Below are 18,241 nucleotides of genomic sequence, written 5' to 3'. Positions count from 1 at the left end.
TCGTGTCGACGGTAGGACCGCTCAACACGGAAGAACTCATCACCGCCGACGTGCTCGGGCAGTCCCTAACCGTACGTCGCGTCGAGAAACCGGCTGCGTACATCGGGCGTCGGTACCGGACACGTGTCGTAGCGGCCACCGATGCGGTAGCGGACGGCGGCGAATCGCGTGTATGCCCAGTCGCGGAGGGCCCGCGGGACGATGCGAGCCAGCGCCGCGGCCCGCCACGGTCCGCCAAGGTAGTCGGCGACGCGGAGCAGAGCCTCCGAGTGGGCATCGGCCGTCTCTCCGGGCGACCCGACGTGGCGGACGAATACGGCCGAGTCGACGTCGCGTAGTTCCGGGTGCCGGGCGAGCACGCCGCGGGCGATGTCGCTGTCGAGGGCGGCGAAACGCAACGTCCCGCGGCGATCGACGCGCAGGATCGTCCGCACCGCGGCGTTGCACACCCCGCAGACACCGTCGTAGAGCAGTACCGGAGCGTCGGCATCGTCTCGAGCGGCGGTCACGTCGCCTCCTTCCGACATCGGTGTCGTCCTCCATCTTCCCGGAGGATGGGATGCGGCGAAACGTGACGTCGGACGCGTCAGTCGGCGACGTCGAACGCGGCGATCACCTTGGTGGGGGCGATCCTCACGACGACTTCGCCGGGCACCGCGTTGCGGCGACCGAACTCCTCGGCACGCTCGGGCCCCATGTAGCGCGCGGCGATCCGGGTGGCGGTCGCCAGGAGGTCGTCGGGATCCTCTCCGACGGAGACGGTGCCCTGGACCTGGACGAAGGAGTACGGCGGCCGCTCGTCGTCGACGACGAGGACGACCCGCGGATCCCGGTGCAGTGCACGGGCCTTCGCCGAGTCGGCGCCGGTGTTGAACACCAGCTGCCCGTTCTCGACGACGAACCAGATGGGCACCACCAGCGGCCGTCCGTCGGCGGCAACGTAGCCGATCTTCCCGGTGCGAGTCCCCGAGGAGAGGAAGGCGACGACCTCGTCGGTCAGTTCGTCGGTGGCCATGGGTCCATCATGCTCCCGTCGGTCGGGCGTCGTTCGACACGACGTTTCGAGGCAACCGCCTGCGGTAAGACTTCAGCGGTGGTTCGAGACGGTGGCGCCACCACGGTGTACCTGGTCGACGATCACGAGGTGGTGCGCCGAGGACTCATCGACTTGTTGAGTTCGGACGCCGATCTCGAGGTCGTCGGCGAGGCAGGCACGGCCGAGCGTGCGCTCGCTCAGGTCCCCGTCGTTCGGCCGGACGTCGCCGTACTCGACGTCCGACTGCCCGACGGCAACGGCATCGAGTTGTGCCGCGAATTGCTCTCGCGCACCGCGGGGCTGCGCTGCTTGATGCTCACCTCCTACACGTCGGATGAGGCCATGCTCGATGCCGTGCTCGCCGGCGCCAGCGGTTTCGTCATCAAGGACATCAAGGGCATGGAACTCGCGCGCGCCATCAAGGACGTCGGCGCCGGACGTTCATTGCTCGACCATCGCGCGACCGCGGCCCTCATGACGCGGGTCCGGGAATCCGTCGAGCGCGCCGACCCCCTCGCGCGCTTGACCGACCAGGAGCGGGTACTGCTAGACCTGCTGGGCGAAGGCCTGAGCAATCGGCAGATCGCCGCCCGGATGTTCCTCGCGGAGAAGACGGTGAAGAACTACGTCTCGCGCCTCCTCGCGAAGCTCGGCATGCAACGCCGCACGCAAGCAGCGCTGTACGTGTCGCGGCTGCACCACGAGGAAGGCGACGCACGATGACGTCGCCGCCGTCATGACTGGAGCCGGCACGCGAGAACGGCTGTTGCTGCAGGCGATGCGGCGCATCCGCGACGCCGCCGGGGAACACGAGGACGCAGCGTCGTTGGCGCGGTCGCTGTGCACGGCAGCTCTCGAGGTGTTCGCAGCGGACGGCGCCGCCGTCGGTCGGCTGTCAGAGACCACCCCGCCGTCGTTGATCATCGACCACCTCGCGGTCGAGGACCACGCCGCCGGAGGCGACGACGCCGGGACGGCGGCGCCCGTGCCGGTGCATTCCGTCCGTTCCCTCATCGACGCGATCGCGACGAGGCGACCCACGAAAGTGAGCGACGCCGACGTCCCGTTTTCCAGTGGTCGAGCGCTGCGCGGACCCACCCTCGTCGTGCCACTGTCGGGCGCGTTCGGCACGGACGCGGCGATGCTAGTGGTCCGTGCCGCCCCCTTCGACGAGCACGACCTCACCGTCGCCGCCGAACTCGTCGCGCACGCCGAATGGGCTCGCTCGCTCGGCGACGCCGCGCAGTCACGGCGCACCGACGTCCTCACCGATCGCGACCGCATCGCCCGGGATCTGCACGACCACGTCATCCAGCGCGTTTTCGCGGTGGGACTGGGACTGCAGTCGGCGATCGGCCGGGCCCCGCCGGCACTCGGTCAGGACCTGACCGCCTACGTCGACGACCTCCAGGAGGTCATTCACGAAATCCGCACGGCTATCTTCGAATTGCACGCCGATCGGCCCACCACCACGCACATGCAGCGACGCATTGACGACGCCGTCTCGTCGTTCGCGAGCGCCCGGGTACGCACCACGGTCGATTACGTGGGACCGCTCGTCAGGGTGGCACCGCACCTCGCCGAGCACGCGGAAGCCGTCGTGCGGGAGACGGTGAGCAACGCCGTGCGTCATGGAGGCGCGACCGACGTGACCGTGCGGGTCACGGTGGGGCGCGACGAGTTGGAGATCGCGGTGTACGACGACGGCAGTGGCATCCGCGCGGCCATCGACGGTCGCGGGCTCGACAACCTCCGTCAACGGGCGGAGGCCTCGGGGGGACGACTCTTCACCGGTGACGCCGACGACGGCCGCACACTCGTGCGGTGGTCGGTGCCGATGAGCGGGTGAGCGTGGAAGTCGGCGATGACGGAAAACGCGCTGGCTGCTGAACGACGTGGTTGCCTTCGGTCTCGCCTGACGAAGAACTGGAGGCAACCCCTCACGTCCATCGCTGGTACCGAGCCTAGGACGGCTCGGCACCCCGTGGCCGCAGCGTAAGTCCCCGCCGATGGGGCATAAAGTCCTTCATGGCATCGGCGATGCACCGGCCCGGGCGTCGCCAGTGACGTTCGGGTGTTGAGGGACGACCATGGGGAGATCCGACGACGTCGCGCGCATGTCGCTGCGATGGACGATCTGGCTGTTGGTGGGGTCGATCGTGGCCATCTTCGCGGTGCCGACCGCCTTCTCCCTCGGCGCGCGACTCAGCGTGGCGCGCACTCTCACCGACCTCAACGATCAGGTGATGCCGGCACGGACGGAGGTCGCGGCGTTGACCAAGGCGCTCGTCGACCAGGAGACCGGTCAGCGCGGATTCCTGTTGACCGGCGACCCGTCGTTCCTGCAGCCGTACGACGCCGGGCGCGCGACGGCCACGCCGCTCCTCGCGTCGCTGCGTTCGCGGCTGAGCAACGACGACGAAGCCGCTCGACGGCTCGAGGCCGTCGCGGCGTCCGCCGAGCGCTGGACGACGGAGGCCGCCGAACCGGAGATCGCGGCGCGCCGTACCGGCCCGCTTCCGCCGCCGGCCACGGTTCCGACGGCGCAGTCGGGCAAGCAGCTCTTCGATGCGCTACGCACCGACCTGGCGGCGTTGGACACGCGGATGGGCGAGATCGTCGCCGAACACGTTTACGACGTCAGGACGGCTCAGCGGGTCGCCAACGTCGCCCAGTACACCGCCATCGCCCTGGTCCTCGGCGCCATCGCCGCCGCGGCGGTGCTGATCCATCGCTCGCTCACCCGGCCCGTCGACGCCGTCGTCCGCGACGTCCGCGCGGTCGCCGACGGCAACTACGACCACCACATCTTCCCCCGCGGCCCCCGCGAGATCGCCGTCCTCGCCGAGGCCGTCGAGGTGCTGCGCGGCAATCTGCGCAGCAGCGCCAAGCGCCTCGTCGACGCGGAACGCCGCGCCGAGCAATCGCGCATGGCCGCGAAGCTGCACGACCGCACGATCCGACGGGTCTTCGGACTGGGTCTGGACCTCACGTCGGCGTCTGCGCGCGGAGCCTCGGACATGCGGCCTCTGATCGCCGCGACCGACGACATCATCGAGGACCTGCAGCGCATCATCTTCGATCTCGACGACGCCCACGCGTCCTCACGGGACGACGGGCTGCGGTCCGCGATCATCGAGGTGGTCGACGAGAGCGCGCCGCATCTCGGGTTCGCACCGAGCCTGACGTTCGTCGGGCCGGTCGAGCGGGTGCGCCTCGACCCCGGAGTCGACGTGGCGGTGCTCACCGTGCTGCGGGAGGCCATCGGCGCCGTCTCCTTGCGACGGGCGACCTCGGCGAGCGTCCGCGTGGCCGCCACCGACGAGGGACTGGCCCTTCGGGTCACCGACGGCGGGGCGGGGCCCGACCACGAAGTGGGGCGTGAGGCCGACCCCGACGTGCTCGCGAAGCTCGAACGAATCCGATCGCTTACCACCCGCCACGGCGGACGTCTGCTCCCGCCGACGGACTCGGCTCCCGGCCGCGTCCTCGACTGGGAGGTCCCGGCGACCACCGCCGAGTCGGCGTGACGCCGCGAGACGCGCCTTAGCCGAAGCGGAGTTGCATGCGGTGGTCCTCGTCGGTGACGCGTCCACGACCGATACCGATCACTCCGGCCAGCCGTTCGACCGGATGATCTCGACGAAGTCCTCCCTCGTGTACGACGGGTCGAAGTGTGCGAGGACGTCGGCGTTCACGGTGCCGAACGTGCTGCCCGGACGCGCCTTCACACCCTCGGTGAAGGCGTGCAGGATGCGGTTCTTGAAGTCCGGACGTGGATGGGCGGCGGTCACCGCGTCGAGCGCCTCCTGTGGCAGGTCGCCCCGACCGATGCCGAGCACGTCGGTCTCCACGCCCGCAGTGACGAGTGCCGTCTCCGGGTCGAGGAACTCCGGCACGCCGGGCGTCGTGTGCAGGGCGATGCCGAGCCACACCTTGCGGGCGTCGGCGGCGCCGACGCCCCGTTCGAGCAGGAAGTCGCGCGCGGCATTCGCGCCGTCGACCTCGAAGCGCAACCGGGACTCGGTGCGGAACGGTTCAGTGAGCCCCAGGTCGTGGAACATGGCCCCGACGTACAGCAATTCGAGGTCGACGTCGATGCCGCGGCGTCGTCCCTGCAACGCACCGAAGAGGAACACGCGCACGGAGTGGTCGAAGAGCAGGTCGTCCTCGCGCTGCCGGATGTAGTCCGTGGTCGCCCGTACCAACGGCGTATCCGGGATCGCGATGCCGGCGATGGTGTGCGGAAGTTGCGTGGTCATCGGTGTCCTCCTGGGTTCGATGTGAGCTTCGACCCCAGTCTGCGATCGCTAAGTCACGTGGCGGCTGTGGCAGATCTGCCATGTTTCCCTCGAATCAGGACACAATGGACGGGTGCAGACACGGGAGGCGGAGCTCGACGTCGTCATCGTGGTGTTCGACGGCGTGAAGCTGCTCGACGCCGTCGGTCCCGCCGAGGTCTTCGCCGAGGCGAATCGATTCGGCGCGCGGTACCGGCTGCGCTTCGTTTCGCCCGACGGCAACGACGTCTCGACGTCGGTGGGCACGCGTTTCGCCGTGGCCGCGTCCGTCGACGCGATCACCGACGTCGACACCGTCCTGGTGGCCGGCGGGGATGGCCTGGTCGGCCGACCCATCGATCCGGCGCTCGTCGACGCGGTCAAGGCGCTGTCCGGTCGGACCCGCCGATTGGCTTCCATCTGCACCGGGGCGTTCATCCTGGCGAAGGCCGGCGTCCTGGACGGCCGTCGCGTCACCACGCACTGGCGCCATACCCGACTGCTGGCCAACGCCTTTCCCAAGGTGCACGTGGAACCCGACCCCATCTACGTCGATGACGGGAACGTCTTCACCTCGGCCGGGGTGTCCGCGGGTATCGACCTCGCCCTCGGGCTGGTGGAGCGGGACCACGGCAGCGACCTGGTGCGGGAGGTCGCGAGGTCGCTGGTGGTCTATCTCAAGCGCGCGGGCGGCCAATCGCAGTTCTCGGTCCTCGTCGAATCCGATCCCCCGCCGGAATCGGCGTTGCGCCGCGTCATCGACGCGATCGCCGCCGATCCCGCTGCCACGCACAGCGTGACGACGCTCGCCGCGCACGCAGCCCTCAGCACACGGCAGTTGACCCGGCTCTTCCACGCGCAGCTGGACACGACCCCGGCACGCTACGTCGAGCTGGTCCGCGTCGACCTCGCCAAGGCCGCCCTCGACGCCGGGCACAGCGTGGGTGAGAGCGCCCGCCTCGCCGGATTCCGCAGCCCGGAGACCTTTCGACGGGTGTTCCTCAACCACCTCGGCGTGTCCCCGAAGGCGTACCGCGACCGGTTCCGCACGGCAGGCTGAGCGCACTCGGGGCCGCAGGACGATCGCGTCCTGCGGCCCCGAGGACCCTCCTTCGAGCCTCAGAAGCCGAGGCGGATCAAGCCCGTCCGCCCGTTTCCGATGGTGACCACACCGCCGTTGGCGTTGCCGATGTTGACGAGCCCGGTGTTGGCGTTGCCGACGTTGACTGCGCCGGTGTTGAGGTTGCCGATGCCAGCCACGCCGTTGTTCAGGTTGCCGATGTTGGCGATGCCCTGATTCAGGTTGCCGAGGTTCGCCACCCCGGTGTTGCCGGAGCCGCCGAGCAGACCATTCGCGATGCCGCTGTTGAACACGCCGGGGCCGAGCAGGTTGTTCGCGACGCCGCTGTTGCCGACGCCGCCGTTCAGGATGCCGGTGTTGCCGGTCCCGCTGTTGAGGAGCCCGTCATTGCCAGGCGTGAAGTTGATGCCGCTGTCGGCCGACGCCGTGCCGGTGCCCAGTACCGCGAGAGCAGCTGCGCCGATGAACGACGCGCCAAGGAGCAGGGTGGAACGAGTGCGAGACATGAGATTCCCTTCGCTGAGAGCCGCTGACGGGGTCGAGCGTAGAACTATTACGAATGTGTGACAAGACGTTCAGCAAACATCTTTCGACGGCTTTTCGGTGGGCGGCGAGACGACACGGTTGTTACTGGCAATCCCAGTTGTTTCACCTGGGGCTGTGGAGAAACGGGCGGCCAATAGAGTCTTCAGTTGTCTTCAACTGCTGCTACGTGCCCTCACGTCGGTACCGTTTTCAACGCGCCCGAAGATAAGTCGCATGACAGGGCAAACGCCTCGCGCCTCGATCTAGCGCGGACGTCAAAGGCAGACGGCTAATTCGTGATGACCACGGTGCGCCGCATTCGATAAGATCGATCCTCAGCCAACCCGATTGCCAAAACGTTGCTACAAAGGGGTCCCGGCACAGGCTCTGGCTGGCGTCGTCGATGAGGGGGATGCCTTGAACTACCAGCGTCGCCCGCGCCGTGGGGACGGCTTGTCGCGCGTGAACACCTGGCTCAGCGAGGAAGACCACTTCGAGTGGCTGAGTATCTTCCTACGGAGTCGCGGCTTGGATGCGAAGGCGCGTCTCGCCATGGCCACCGTGACCGGCTCGGCAGCACTCGTGCCCCTCTCGGCAATGATGCGTCGACGCGTGCCGCTCGAGTCCGTCATCGTCGGTTCGGTCGGCGTCGTCGTCTGCCTGTTCATGACCTGGTTTTGGCTGACGCGGTGGCCGACCCGTCGACAGTCGCTCTACTCCGTGACGCTCGGTGCGGTGTGCGTATCCGCGTGGAGCCTGACCGAGCCGCGGGCCGCGGTCGCCGCCCTCGCCTGCATGGTCCTCGCGGTGACGGGCGGTTACATCGCGCTGCTGCACAGCACTCGGACACTGGCCTTCAACGTGGTGATAGCCGTCGCCACGGCGTGCGTCGCCACCTACCGGCTCGCCGAGTCCATCGATGCGGCGACGGCCATAGCGGCGTTCTGGCTCGTGTGGCTCCTCACCATCGTGGCGCCCGTGTGCATCCGCGGCGCCTTGAAAGCGTTGCGACACTATGCGACGCGGTCCGACCAGGATCCCCTGACGGGTTTACTGAACCGACGCGCGTTCGCTGCCCAGGCCACGCGGATGGTCCTGTCGAATCCGTCTCTGAGCGAGGCGAATCCGACACTGCACGTGCTGATGATCGACCTCGACGATTTCAAGTCCGTGAACGACACCCACGGACATGCCGCCGGTGATGACGTGCTCCGGCGAGCGGCCCAAGCCATCGTCGAACACACGCCGCGGCAGGGTGTTACGTGTCGAGCAGGTGGTGAAGAGTTCTTGGTAGCCCTCCGGGACGGTCCGCGACAGGGCCTTCGACTGGCCGATGAACTGTGCGAGGCAATCCGCGTATCGTGCGACGGCGTCGGAGCGAGCATCGGCGTGGCGTCGATGGCCATGCGCGACGGCTCCTTCGATTGGACGGCCTCCATCGACCGACTCGTGGCCGCCGCGGACACTGCGATGTACGCAGCGAAACGGGCCGGCGGCAACCGCGTTCACGTCGCCGAGGAGTGACCCTGCCCGCCGGACCGCCTCGCCCGCTCGATCACTGCGCTATGGCAGATCGAAGGGCAGATGGATGCCATAGGCGGCGTTCTCCTCCGGTGACGCGAGTTCGTAGCCGTACTCGCGACTCTTCGCGGCGAAGAACGCCACCTCTTCCGGCGTCGGCGGGCGGTGGTCCTTCGTCATGGGACGCCCTATTTCCTCGAAGAACCGACCGAGGCGTGCCGTCGTGACGATCAGGTCGATGGCCGGACGGTCGGTGACGTTGCGATGCGCGTGCAACGCCCTGCCGGGGACGCGCACGTAGTCCCCGGCGCGCGCGTCGCGCCACACCATCTGATCTCCCTCGGAAACGAGTACCTGTTGCGTTCCGGCGAGGATGAGGAAGTCCTCGGCGTCCGGGTGGCGGTGCGCCGGTACGACCGATCCGGGTGGGACGGTCCCACGCAGCACCCAGAATTCGTCGGCCTTGCTCAACACCTCGATCAAGCCACCGAAGCAGTCGAGCGTCGGACCCGGAGGCGTCGTCGCCAGCTCGGCGAGCAAGGCGCCGGTCGTTCCGTCAGCAGTGAACACGTTTCTCCTTCGATGCGGGCAGGCGACGGATACGCGTCGATCCCGATCGACCTTCGTCACCGTGCGCCACCAACGCTGCCCGCCCGAGGTCCGCGTCGACTGGCATGGACCTGACTGCTTCCGGTGAATCCGACCCGCGGGACCTCGCGTTTGTCCCCGAGGCACCCGGGTACCTGGCGACTCCATCGAATGAGGGAGGTCCGCGTGGACACCAAGAGAACGGCGGTGGCCCTCGCAGCCACCGCGGTGCTGTTCGGCTTCGGCGCCGCGCCGTCGGCATCGGCGACGACTGACATCCAGGTGGTGGGCATCGAGGAGCCGTTGAGGGATCTCAACGGCGCGGAGATCGCCTACACCGTCAGCAAGATCATGCCCAGCGGCGATGCCGTGGCTTACCCGGTCGCCGGTCAGCTGTGGGAGGCGACGGTGATGGCCCGGTCGAACGCAGGCACGGTGCTTCCCGTCGTGCCGTTCTTCAACGCTCGCGCGGAGAACGGTGCGAACTACCGCGTCCTACCGCAGGTGTCGACGCTCAGCGCGGCACCTCTGTTCCAGGGCGCCTCCACGGAGGGCAAGCTCTACTTCGACGTGGTGGGCGACGCGCCGAACAGCGTCGTCTACAACAACGGCGCCGAAGACCTGTTGGCGTGGATTCAGGTTGGCGCGCCGATGCCCGGCGGCTCCGGCGGTGGCGGGTCCAGCGGCGGGTCGACCGGTGGCGGCGGCTCCCAAGGCGTGCAGGGATCGACCGGTCCGAACGACGTCAGCCCGTCCACGTCCGGCGGCGAGTCGGGGAACACGGGCGAAGGCGGTACCGAGGGCGGTGGCGGCAATTTGTCCTCGGGCGGCGGAGCCGGCGCCCCCAACGGTGACACCGGCGGCGACTGACGGCGCTCGCCCGAGCCTCGGGCATGTCGGTGCCCGCGCGTAACTTGCTTGTCGAATAGCAAGCTAGTTGCCCGAAGGAGCCACCATGTCCCCATTTTCCCGGTCTGACCTCGACCGTTTCGTCGCCGCCGATCCGCACGGGCCGGTAGTCATGCTGAACCTGCTGCGTTTCGCACCCGGCGGTGACGAGACGTACCGCCAGTACATCGAACGCTTCGACAGCTCCGGGGTAGGCGAGCGCTACGGCGTCACGATCGTCTACGGCGGTGCTGGTCACCCGTCCCTCGTCGCCGGGGACGGCGGCGATTGGGACATGGTGCTGTTGGTGCGCTACCCGAGCCGTCGGCACTTCGTCGACATGATCGGCGACCCGGACTACCAGGAGTTCGAGCACCTGCGTGCCGAGGCCGTGTCGACCGCCGTCCTGCAGCCCACGGTTCCGGCGTCCTGAGACCGTCCCGGGGCGGACCAATCCTCGTTCCCCCCGGGACGTTCCGCGATCGATGCCACCGAACCAGGTCGTGCGGCGGCGACGCGACGTTATAGTCCGGAACGGCCCGGCCTCTGGCGCCGAGCCGTTCTCGACGGGGTGAATGGGGGCCGATCGGCATGGCGGACGCGGTGTACGTGGGACGGGTCGGCGCGCTGGCGGCAGCGCTCGGCATCGGTGTGGCGGTGTGGTCCGGCGGGTGTGCTGTCGCCGCGGCCGATTCGACGGGGTCCTCCGGCGAGACGTCCTCGACGAGCGCCGCGTCGGGCACATCGTCTGGGTCGTCGGAGTCGGACTCGACGACCGATGCGGCGACGGGAACCACCACCTCGGGCACCGCGAGTTCACCCTCCGCCACCTCGCCGTCCGCCATTTCGGGCACCGCCACCTCGCCGTCCGCCACCTCGCCATCCGTTGCCTCGCCGTCCACTGCCGTGGGCACCGCAACCGGCACGGGCGGGGCCCAGACGGGTACGCACTCCACCACGTCCGCACGCGACCACACGGCGCCGCCCCGCAAGGAGCGGCGTAGTGCGACGACCGCCGAATCGACGCGGCCCACGACTGCACGGACCGCTGCGGGCGACGCCCAGGAAACCGCCCCCAGCCACGTCGACGATCCAGCCGAGCCCGCCACATCCGCTGTCGGAGAACAGGCGACGGCACCCGCGCCGGCGCCGGTGGCGAGCGCTGTGCCCGCCGTCGTCGATCCCGGACCGGCCGCCATACCCACGGTGACCGAGCAGCCCGCCGTAGCCGTCCCGAAACCGGTCGACACCGTGACGGCGGCGCCCGCGGACGTCCCGCCGGCCGCACCTCCCGCGGCGCCGCTCGGCTCGCCGGTGTCGTGGACGATCGCGGCCGCCGCGCGCAAGGAGTCGTTGGTTCCCGGCCCCGTCGCGCTACGTACCACCTCGTCGACGGACGATGCCGCGACGGTTCAGCTGGCCGCGGCCGCGGTCGCCGCGGCGCCACCGGTCGTGGCCGTCGTCCAGACGCCGCCGCTCGGGTGGCTGCAGCAGATCCCCCTCATCGGGCCCGTCTTCGTGACGCCGGTCGTCGGAGCCCTGCACCAGATTCCGATCTTCGGTGACATCATCCACCCGTTCGTCGGCTACCCGGTGCAGTACGGCGCGCCCGGTGCGCCCGTCTCGCGCGACGTCATGCTGACGTCCTTCGACGGCACGCAGATCTACGTCCACTTCATGCCGGCGAAGGGCTTGCAGTCCGGCCAACTGGCCCCGACGGTCTTCCAGGGCCCCGGCCTCGGCATGCCCGGTGCCACGAACCTCGACGGCACCTTCCTCGACGGAATCCTCACCGACAACCTCGGCGCCGTCGGGGTCGGCCCGCTGCGAGCCGCCGGCTACAACGTGGTGACGTGGGATCCCCGCGGCGAATACCGTTCGGGCGGAACGCTGGAGGTCGACTCCCCCGACTTCGAGGCGCGCGACACCTCGGCCATCATCAGCTGGGTCGCCACCCAGCCCGAGGTGCTGCTCGACGCCCCGGGCGACCCCCGGATGGGCATGGTGGGCGCCTCCTACGGTGGCGGCATCCAGTTCGTCACCGCCGCCATCGACCACCGCGTCGACGCCCTCGTGCCGACCATTGCGTGGAACACCCTGAATTCGTCGCTCTACAAGAGCGAGGCCTTCAAGAGCGGCTGGGGAACGCTGCTCGCCGCGGCTCTCCTGCTGACCGGAGCCCGGCCGAACGCGGCCATCTACCCGGCCGCGATCCAGGGCGACATCACCGGCCAACTGACCCAGGAGCAGCAGGACCTCCTGGCGGATCGCGGGCCGGATGCGTTGTTGGGCAACATCACTGCGCCGACGCTGCTCATCCAGGGGACCGTGGATACGCTGTTCTCCCTGCAGGAGGCGCAGGAGAACGCGCTCGCGCTCATCGCCAACGGCGTGCCCACGAAGGTGCTGTGGTTCTGCGGCGGCCACGGCGTGTGCACCAACAACCTGTTCGATCCGACCGACGGTCAGGTGATCACCGAGGCGACCTTCGCCTGGCTTGCCCGTTACGTCAAGGGCCAGACGGGGGTCTCGACCGGCCCGCAGTTCGAGTGGGTCGACCAACGCGGTCAGTACTACTCGTCGACGACGTATCCCGCCGCGCCCAGCGCGTCGATCGTCGCGGCGAGCCAGGGCGGCACACTGCCCCTGTTCCCGGTCCTGGGCGGTTCCGGCCCGCTGCTGTTCGTGCTGCCGATCGGTGGCACCCGAGCCCTCAACGCCCTGAACGTGAACCTGCCGGCCGCGACGCAGACCACCTACGTGGTCGGCGCACCGACGCTGACGATGACCTACTCGGGGACCGGCACGAGCCGGCACGTCTACGCCCAACTGGTCGACGACGCCACCGGCGCCGTGCTCGGCAACCAGGTGACGCCCATTCCCGTCACCCTCGACGGTCAGAGCCACACCGTCACGATCGATCTGGAGCAGGTGGCACACACGCTCAACCCGGGGCAGGCGCTCACCCTGCAGCTGGTCGCGTCGACGGTCAACTACGAGAACTTCGGTGCCTTCGGGTTCCTCGACGTATCGAGCGTCGGCGTCTCCGTCCCGACGATCGCCGACGCGGTGCCGCTCGACCGCCGCGTCCCGGCAGTGGTGTCGGCGTAAGCGGACGGACGTCGGTACCCCGCCGTCACCGGCCTGCCATCGCCTCCTTCAGCAGCGACCACTGATCCACTTCCCGCCGGGTCATGACCGGCGACGTGATGGCCCCGAACGTCGCGGCATCTCGGCGCACCCGGGCCGCCGCGTCGGGCAGGGCATCGGCGCCGACGAGTCGGAAGCTCGCCGGAGACAGGGGGCCGAACAGCAATGCGCGATGGAGGTCTGGCCACTCGTCGAGGCGCGGTTCGACGCCCGCCGCGCGAGCGAACGTCAGCGCCGCGACGTTCATCCGCGTCTTCTGCGGTGTCCCGCGTCGTGCGCGACACGCCGCGACCGACGCCCGCATCGTCTCGGCGTCGAGCGGCGGCAGCCGTCCGCCCCAGACGTAGGCGATCCACCGCGCCTGTAGTTCGAGCGGCACGAAGTAGCCGCCGGACTGGTCCCACATGCCAACGAACGCGAGTCCGGGCAGATCGGGGTGGAACGTGTGCCGGTCGACGTCGAGATGAACGTCGTCCAGGCCCACGGCGGATCGCACCTCGTCACCGAGGAACGGGAGGTCCAGCCGATACCCGGTGCCGAACACCATGCCGTCGACGTGCTCGGTTCGTCCGTCGGCATAGGTGACCGAAGACCCCGCGACCGACGTGAGCCACGGCCGCACCGAGATCCGACCTTCGGCGACGAGGGGGAGGTAGTCCTGGCTGAGGGTGACGCCGGCGACCGCCAAGGACGGATCGGGTGCCGGGGCGCCGTACTGCTCGGGGCTGCCCCCGGCTGCCGTCACGATCTCCTTGAGCTGCCGCTCGACCTGCGCCGACGGAAGTGACTCGTCGGCCAGCGTGGCGTAGCGCGTGAAGAACCGGTGATCCGATGGCACGCCCGCCGCGAACTTCGGCAGGACGTAGCGCTGCCGCCGTTGCGTCACCGTCACGTGTTCCGCACCGGCGTGCGCGAGGTCCGCGGCGATCTCGAGTGCACTCACCGCACAGCCGGCGACGAGCATCCGCTTGCCCCGGTACGGTTCGGCGCCGCGGTAGTCGTAGGTGGTCGTGACGCCGGCCGAACCCGTGAAGCCGTCGAGCCCGGTCACTTCCGGGATGACGGCGCGATGAAATCGACCGGGCGCGACCACGACGCGGTCGACGTAGTCGACGCCGCCGTCGTGAACCAGCCGCCACTGGGCTCCCGCCCTGTCCACCAGCCGAACCCGGGTGCTGAAGTGGATCAGCTTCCGCAGATCGAACGCATCCGCGTACCGGTTCAGATAGCCGTGCACGTCGCCGGCGGACGGGAAGACGACTGCATCGCGATGCTCGAGATCGCCGAAGGCCGTGAGGATCCGGCTGGTGTTCGTGTGCATGGCCGGCCAGACACCGCTGCGTCCGGGCAGCGCCGACCACTGGCCGCCGAGCGCGGCACTCTGCTCGAAGACGACCGGCTGCATTCCCTGCGCTGCCAGCCACCGCGCGGCGACGAGCCACCCGGGCCCGCGCCGATGATGCCGACGGTCGTCACGCCCTGCACTGTCGCACGCCGCGTGATTCCCGGGAGGGAAACACGTCCCACGGTGCGACCCGGGCACGGCGCCCGCCGGCGGAACGGTGTTTCCGTCCCGGTCCGCACGGGAACAGGCCCCTTCGACGAAAGGCCTGGCATGAGTGGTGACGTCACGACGTCGTGGCACCGGGTGCCCGCGCGCCTCTTCGGCAACTTGCCCCTCGTCGGGCGTCTGCTGCCTCCGGCGGGCGACGACCTCGAAGGCAAGGTCGTCTTCATCACCGGTGCGGCGCGCGGCCTGGGCGCCGAGATCGCCCGCCAGGCACACCGGCGCGGCGCACACGTGGCACTCGTCGGCCGACGGCTCGGCCCGCTTCGCGAACTCGCCGACGAACTCGGCTCCAAGGCAGCCGCTTTCGAGGCCGACGTCACGGATCTCGGCGCTCTCCGGCGGGCCGCCGACGACGCGGTGGCGCACTTCGGGGGCATCGACGTCACCGTGGCCAACGCCGGCATCGCGCCGCCGTCGGAGACCATCGCGACGATCGACCCCGAGGACTTCGAACGGACCGTCGACGTCGACCTGCTCGGTCAATGGCGCACCGTGCGCGCGACGCTGCCGGCCCTCATCGAGCGGCGCGGACACGTCATGCTCGTCGGCTCGGTATACGCCTTCTTCAACGGCGTGCTCGCCGCGCCGTATGCGGTCAGCAAGGCCGGCGTCGAACAACTGTCGCGGACGCTGCGCGTCGAACTCGCGGATCACGGTGTGACGGTCGGCTTGGCGTACCTCGGCTTCATCGACACCGACCTCGCCGCAGAGGTCTTCGCCGACGACCATGCCTCGGCGATCCGCCGCGCCATCCCCGGCTTCATCACCCGGCCGATGACCGTCGAACGGGCCGCCGCGGACGTCCTCGAGGGCATCGTCGATCGGTCGGGCCGGGTGAGTGCCCCCGGCTGGGTGGAGCCACTGCTCGCCGCGCGCAGCATCACCACCGCCGTCATGGACGTCGTGCTGATGCACAACCGTTCGGTGCGCGACGCCATCCGTGCCGCCGAAGCCGGCACCCGCCACCGATCGTCGCCGTCGGCGTAGTAGGGGGCGGGCGGCCGTTTCATTCGCCGCGGCACAGGGAAGCCCGCTGCGACACGAGAGATGAGGCGGGGATCACACATGCGCCAATTGAGCAGTCTGGACACGCAATTCCTGGCCATCGAGGACGGCCGGCGCACCGGCCACGTCGGTGCGCTCGCCGTCTACGATCCGCGCACCGCGCCCGATGGCGTCATGGACTGCGGCACCATGACCGCACTGCTCGAGCAGCGCCTGCACATCCTGCCGCCGCTGCGCTGGCGGCTGCTCGAGATGCCGCTGCGCCTGGACTACCCGTACTGGGTCGACGACGACGACTTCGACCTGAGCTACCACGTGCGTGAGTCGGCACTGCCCTCGCCGGGCGACGACGAGCAGCTGTCCGAACTCGTCTCGCGGCTGCACGGCCGTGCCCTCGACCGGTCACGCCCGCTATGGGAGATGTACGTGATCAGTGGCCTCGCCGGCGGCCTGGTCGCGGTCTACACCAAGATCCACCACGCCGTGATCGACGGCGTCTCCGGCGCCGAGATCACCGGGCTGCTGATGGACGTCGACCCCGAAGGCCGCGAGTTCCACCGCCCGAACCGGTCCCCGCGAACGATCCGCCCGGTGAAGTCGAGCGCTGGCAGCGCGCCCTCCTCGGGCTGCCCCGCTATCCCGCCCGGGTGTTGCGAGCGGCGCCGAACGCCCTGCCCAACCTCGAGGACACGACGCTGTCCTCGGTTCCGGGCGTGAGCCGCGTGGGTCGACTGATGAACCGCATGGCCGGCGTCCCCGGGCGCAGGCGCGAGCGTCCGCCGGCCGGGGCCCCGCCGGCACCGCGGACCTCGTTCAACGGCCGTGTCTCACCGAATCGGCGCTTCGTGTTCGGGCGCCTCGACCTCGACCGGGTCAAGGCCGTCAAGAACGCCTACGGCGTGACGGTCAACGACGTGGTGGTGGCGCTGGCCGCCGGCACCGTCCGGCGCTGGCTGCTCGACCACGACGAGCTGCCCGACGTGCCGCTGGTCGCGCAGATCCCGGTGTCGGTGCGCACCGCAGAACAGGCCGGCACGTACGGAAACCGCGTCCTGATGCTTGCCGTGCCGCTGCACACCGACATCGAGGACCCGGTGGAACGCCTCCATGCCACCGCCCGCAGCCTGCGCGACATGAAGGACCGCCACCAGGCCCTGCCCGCCGACCTGCTGATCGACTTCAACCACTTCATCCCGCCGGCGCTGTTCAGCCGCGCCGCCCGGGCCACGTTCGCCCTCGCGACGTCCCGGGTGGGCCGGCCGACGTGGAACCTCGTCGTGTCCAACGTGCCGGGTCCGCAGATTCCGCTGTACTGCGGTGGGGCCCGCTTGGTGGCGCACTACCCGGTGTCGGTGATCACCGACGGCTGCGGCCTGAACGTCACCGTCATGAGCTACGACGGGCACCTCGACGTCGGCATCATCGCCGACCGCGACCAGATGCCCGACGTCGCGACCTTGATGCCGGGCCTCCGGCAGGCGCTCGAGGAGTTGCTCGACGCCCCCGCTGCGGCACGTTCGAGCTGAACGCACGCCGCTACCGTCCGCCGAAACCGTCCTCGAGTCGGCGGGCTGCGGCGGCGCTGACGGCGATCGCCTCGTGTGCTGCGGGGCTGAGTCGCCGTTCCGCGAGGTGGGCGATGAGGATCCGTCGCTGCGGTGGACGCGAGGAGAGCCTGATCGATCGCACGTCGGGGCGGGGGTTCAGCACCGCCAGCCGCGGCGCGATCGCCACGCCGAGTTCGACGGCGACCATGGCCTGCACCTCGCCGTAGTCGTGGGCGAAGACACTGGTGCGGGGCGCGAACCCTCCCTGCTGACAGAGCTTTTCGAGTGTCTGGGCCACGGGATGATCGTCGGCGCGGACCACCCAGGCTTCGTCGCGCAGTTCGTTGATGCCCACCGACTCCCGATCTGCCAGGCGGTGTCGCTCGGAGACCAGCAGCATCGTCGGATCGTTCATGAGGTGGTGGTAGACCAGCGTCGGATCGTCGATGCGATTCCACTCGTAGTCCCACAGCAGCGACAGTTCGGTCTCCCGCCGGCGGAGCGCGTCGATCAGGCGTGCGAATCGGCCGCTGAGGACCGTCAACTCCACGCCGGGATGCCGGGTCTTGAACTCCTTGACCAGCAGCGGCAGGAGCGAGGATCCCGCCGTCGGGAAGGTTCCGATGGCCAGTCCCCCTGCACGCAAGCCTCGGATCTCGGCGAGTTCGGCATCGGCTGCCTCCAGTTCGACCAGGATGCGTTCGGCGTGGCGGACGACCGCACGGCCTGCCTCGGTGAGGACCACTCCGCGCGCATGGCGCTCGATCAGCGGTTGCGCGGCCTCCTTCTCCAGCTTGGCGATCTGCTGCGATACGGCCGAGGTGGTGTATCCGAGGGCCTCGGCCGCCGCGGTGATCGACCCGTGCGCGGCGACCTCACGCAGAGTGAACATCCGGTTCGTGTCCATGACGCACCACCACCTCGAACCCGATGAGTTAAGCAGAAGTTGAGTGCACTGTAACAACTCGACATTGTCGTTAAGTCACGCCGTTCCTACTGTGATCTACGTAATCATCAATGGACGCGTGTGACACCGGGCACGGATCGCCC

Annotated in this window: 18 protein-coding genes; 11 read left to right on the top strand and 7 right to left on the bottom strand. The window is 69.3% G+C overall.

Annotated features, from left to right (window positions below; all coding sequences use genetic code 11):
* Positions 1–65: 65 nt before the first annotated feature.
* Both FZ046_RS07015 and FZ046_RS07010 read right to left on the bottom strand, forming a co-directional pair.
* On the bottom strand, positions 66–527 hold the full coding sequence (locus FZ046_RS07015; protein ID WP_070351966.1) for a thiol-disulfide oxidoreductase DCC family protein: 462 nt from the start codon (positions 525–527) through the stop codon (positions 66–68).
* 59 nt (positions 528–586) lie between these two features.
* The gene (locus tag FZ046_RS07010) at positions 587–1,015 is read right to left on the bottom strand and encodes a PPOX class F420-dependent oxidoreductase (protein ID WP_070351965.1); all 429 of its coding nucleotides are present in this window, start codon (positions 1,013–1,015) and stop codon (positions 587–589) included.
* Between the two features lie 78 nt (positions 1,016–1,093).
* Here FZ046_RS07010 and FZ046_RS07005 point away from each other — a divergent pair, with 78 nt between their 5' ends.
* The 3 genes from FZ046_RS07005 (at position 1,094) to FZ046_RS06995 (ending at position 4,566) form a co-directional block, all read left to right on the top strand.
* Positions 1,094–1,759: a response regulator gene (locus FZ046_RS07005; protein ID WP_328514355.1), complete on the top strand. Its 666-nt coding sequence runs from the start codon at positions 1,094–1,096 to the stop codon at positions 1,757–1,759.
* Between the two features lie 13 nt (positions 1,760–1,772).
* Complete coding sequence (locus FZ046_RS27650; RefSeq protein ID WP_070351963.1) at positions 1,773–2,885, top strand: histidine kinase; 1,113 nt, start codon at positions 1,773–1,775, stop codon at positions 2,883–2,885.
* Between the two features lie 241 nt (positions 2,886–3,126).
* The gene (locus FZ046_RS06995; protein WP_070351962.1) at positions 3,127–4,566 is read left to right on the top strand and encodes a CHASE3 domain-containing protein; all 1,440 of its coding nucleotides are present in this window, start codon (positions 3,127–3,129) and stop codon (positions 4,564–4,566) included.
* A 78-nt stretch (positions 4,567–4,644) separates the two neighbouring features.
* On the opposite strand, the gene FZ046_RS06990 is transcribed toward FZ046_RS06995, so the two are convergent.
* Positions 4,645–5,298: an HD domain-containing protein gene (locus FZ046_RS06990; protein ID WP_070351961.1), complete on the bottom strand. Its 654-nt coding sequence runs from the start codon at positions 5,296–5,298 to the stop codon at positions 4,645–4,647.
* Positions 5,299–5,410: 112 nt separating this feature from the next.
* Here FZ046_RS06990 and FZ046_RS06985 point away from each other — a divergent pair, with 112 nt between their 5' ends.
* The gene (locus FZ046_RS06985; protein ID WP_070351960.1) at positions 5,411–6,376 is read left to right on the top strand and encodes a GlxA family transcriptional regulator; all 966 of its coding nucleotides are present in this window, start codon (positions 5,411–5,413) and stop codon (positions 6,374–6,376) included.
* A 59-nt stretch (positions 6,377–6,435) separates the two neighbouring features.
* Here FZ046_RS06985 and FZ046_RS06980 read toward each other — a convergent pair whose 3' ends face one another.
* Entirely contained in the window at positions 6,436–6,903 is a 468-nt protein-coding gene (locus tag FZ046_RS06980) for a hypothetical protein (RefSeq protein WP_070351959.1), read from the bottom strand.
* Between the two features lie 481 nt (positions 6,904–7,384).
* On the opposite strand from FZ046_RS06980, the gene FZ046_RS06975 reads away from it, so the two are divergent.
* Positions 7,385–8,446: a GGDEF domain-containing protein gene (locus tag FZ046_RS06975; RefSeq protein ID WP_070351958.1), complete on the top strand. Its 1,062-nt coding sequence runs from the start codon at positions 7,385–7,387 to the stop codon at positions 8,444–8,446.
* Positions 8,447–8,485: 39 nt separating this feature from the next.
* On the opposite strand, the gene FZ046_RS06970 is transcribed toward FZ046_RS06975, so the two are convergent.
* Positions 8,486–9,013: a cupin domain-containing protein gene (locus FZ046_RS06970; protein WP_246182918.1), complete on the bottom strand. Its 528-nt coding sequence runs from the start codon at positions 9,011–9,013 to the stop codon at positions 8,486–8,488.
* A 204-nt stretch (positions 9,014–9,217) separates the two neighbouring features.
* On the opposite strand from FZ046_RS06970, the gene FZ046_RS28140 reads away from it, so the two are divergent.
* From FZ046_RS28140 to FZ046_RS06955, 3 genes are all read left to right on the top strand, one after another.
* Positions 9,218–9,901, top strand: a complete 684-nt coding sequence (locus FZ046_RS28140) for a DUF1942 domain-containing protein (RefSeq protein WP_070351957.1) — start codon at positions 9,218–9,220, stop codon at positions 9,899–9,901.
* 85 nt (positions 9,902–9,986) lie between these two features.
* Complete coding sequence (locus FZ046_RS06960) at positions 9,987–10,352, top strand: DUF1330 domain-containing protein (protein WP_070351956.1); 366 nt, start codon at positions 9,987–9,989, stop codon at positions 10,350–10,352.
* Positions 10,353–10,510: 158 nt separating this feature from the next.
* Positions 10,511–13,030, top strand: coding sequence for a S15 peptidase family protein (locus FZ046_RS06955; protein WP_070351955.1), 2,520 nt, complete (start codon positions 10,511–10,513; stop codon positions 13,028–13,030).
* Positions 13,031–13,055: 25 nt separating this feature from the next.
* Here the strand turns inward: FZ046_RS06955 and FZ046_RS06950 are convergent, their stop codons facing one another.
* The gene (locus FZ046_RS06950; RefSeq protein ID WP_246182917.1) at positions 13,056–14,474 is read right to left on the bottom strand and encodes a flavin-containing monooxygenase; all 1,419 of its coding nucleotides are present in this window, start codon (positions 14,472–14,474) and stop codon (positions 13,056–13,058) included.
* A 210-nt stretch (positions 14,475–14,684) separates the two neighbouring features.
* Between FZ046_RS06950 and FZ046_RS06945 the strand changes: the two genes are divergently transcribed.
* The 3 genes from FZ046_RS06945 to FZ046_RS28135 all read left to right on the top strand — a co-directional run bounded on the left by FZ046_RS06945 (position 14,685) and on the right by FZ046_RS28135 (position 17,170).
* Complete coding sequence (locus FZ046_RS06945; protein WP_083298046.1) at positions 14,685–15,626, top strand: SDR family oxidoreductase; 942 nt, start codon at positions 14,685–14,687, stop codon at positions 15,624–15,626.
* Positions 15,627–15,704: 78 nt separating this feature from the next.
* The gene (locus FZ046_RS06940) at positions 15,705–16,361 is read left to right on the top strand and encodes a wax ester/triacylglycerol synthase domain-containing protein (RefSeq protein ID WP_170292406.1); all 657 of its coding nucleotides are present in this window, start codon (positions 15,705–15,707) and stop codon (positions 16,359–16,361) included.
* Positions 16,292–17,170 (top strand): WS/DGAT domain-containing protein, encoded by an 879-nt coding sequence (locus FZ046_RS28135; protein WP_170292405.1) that lies wholly within the window; start codon positions 16,292–16,294, stop codon positions 17,168–17,170. The genes FZ046_RS06940 and FZ046_RS28135 overlap by 70 nt, the downstream gene beginning before the upstream one ends.
* Before the next feature lie 10 nt (positions 17,171–17,180).
* On the opposite strand, the gene FZ046_RS06930 is transcribed toward FZ046_RS28135, so the two are convergent.
* Positions 17,181–18,098: a LysR family transcriptional regulator gene (locus FZ046_RS06930; protein WP_070351954.1), complete on the bottom strand. Its 918-nt coding sequence runs from the start codon at positions 18,096–18,098 to the stop codon at positions 17,181–17,183.
* Between the last annotated feature and the right edge of the window lie 143 nt (positions 18,099–18,241).

Source organism: Mycolicibacterium grossiae (assembly GCF_008329645.1).
In the GTDB taxonomy this organism is placed as follows: domain Bacteria; phylum Actinomycetota; class Actinomycetes; order Mycobacteriales; family Mycobacteriaceae; genus Mycobacterium; species Mycobacterium grossiae.
The sequence above is the reverse complement of the archived record's forward strand: the minus strand, read 5'-3'. Positions and strand labels throughout refer to the sequence as shown.

Coding starts and splice junctions, on each gene's coding strand:
- FZ046_RS06940 (WP_170292406.1), top strand. CDS start 15,705: ATGCGCCAATTGAGCAGTCTGGACACGCAATTCCTGGCCATCGAGGAC.
- FZ046_RS06950 (WP_246182917.1), bottom strand. CDS start 14,474: ATGCAGCCGGTCGTCTTCGAGCAGAGTGCCGCGCTCGGCGGCCAGTGG.
- FZ046_RS07015 (WP_070351966.1), bottom strand. CDS start 527: ATGTCGGAAGGAGGCGACGTGACCGCCGCTCGAGACGATGCCGACGCT.
- FZ046_RS06990 (WP_070351961.1), bottom strand. CDS start 5,298: ATGACCACGCAACTTCCGCACACCATCGCCGGCATCGCGATCCCGGAT.
- FZ046_RS06960 (WP_070351956.1), top strand. CDS start 9,987: ATGTCCCCATTTTCCCGGTCTGACCTCGACCGTTTCGTCGCCGCCGAT.
- FZ046_RS07010 (WP_070351965.1), bottom strand. CDS start 1,015: ATGGCCACCGACGAACTGACCGACGAGGTCGTCGCCTTCCTCTCCTCG.
- FZ046_RS06930 (WP_070351954.1), bottom strand. CDS start 18,098: ATGGACACGAACCGGATGTTCACTCTGCGTGAGGTCGCCGCGCACGGG.
- FZ046_RS27650 (WP_070351963.1), top strand. CDS start 1,773: ATGACTGGAGCCGGCACGCGAGAACGGCTGTTGCTGCAGGCGATGCGG.
- FZ046_RS06955 (WP_070351955.1), top strand. CDS start 10,511: ATGGCGGACGCGGTGTACGTGGGACGGGTCGGCGCGCTGGCGGCAGCG.
- FZ046_RS06980 (WP_070351959.1), bottom strand. CDS start 6,903: ATGTCTCGCACTCGTTCCACCCTGCTCCTTGGCGCGTCGTTCATCGGC.
- FZ046_RS06995 (WP_070351962.1), top strand. CDS start 3,127: ATGGGGAGATCCGACGACGTCGCGCGCATGTCGCTGCGATGGACGATC.
- FZ046_RS06945 (WP_083298046.1), top strand. CDS start 14,685: ATGAGTGGTGACGTCACGACGTCGTGGCACCGGGTGCCCGCGCGCCTC.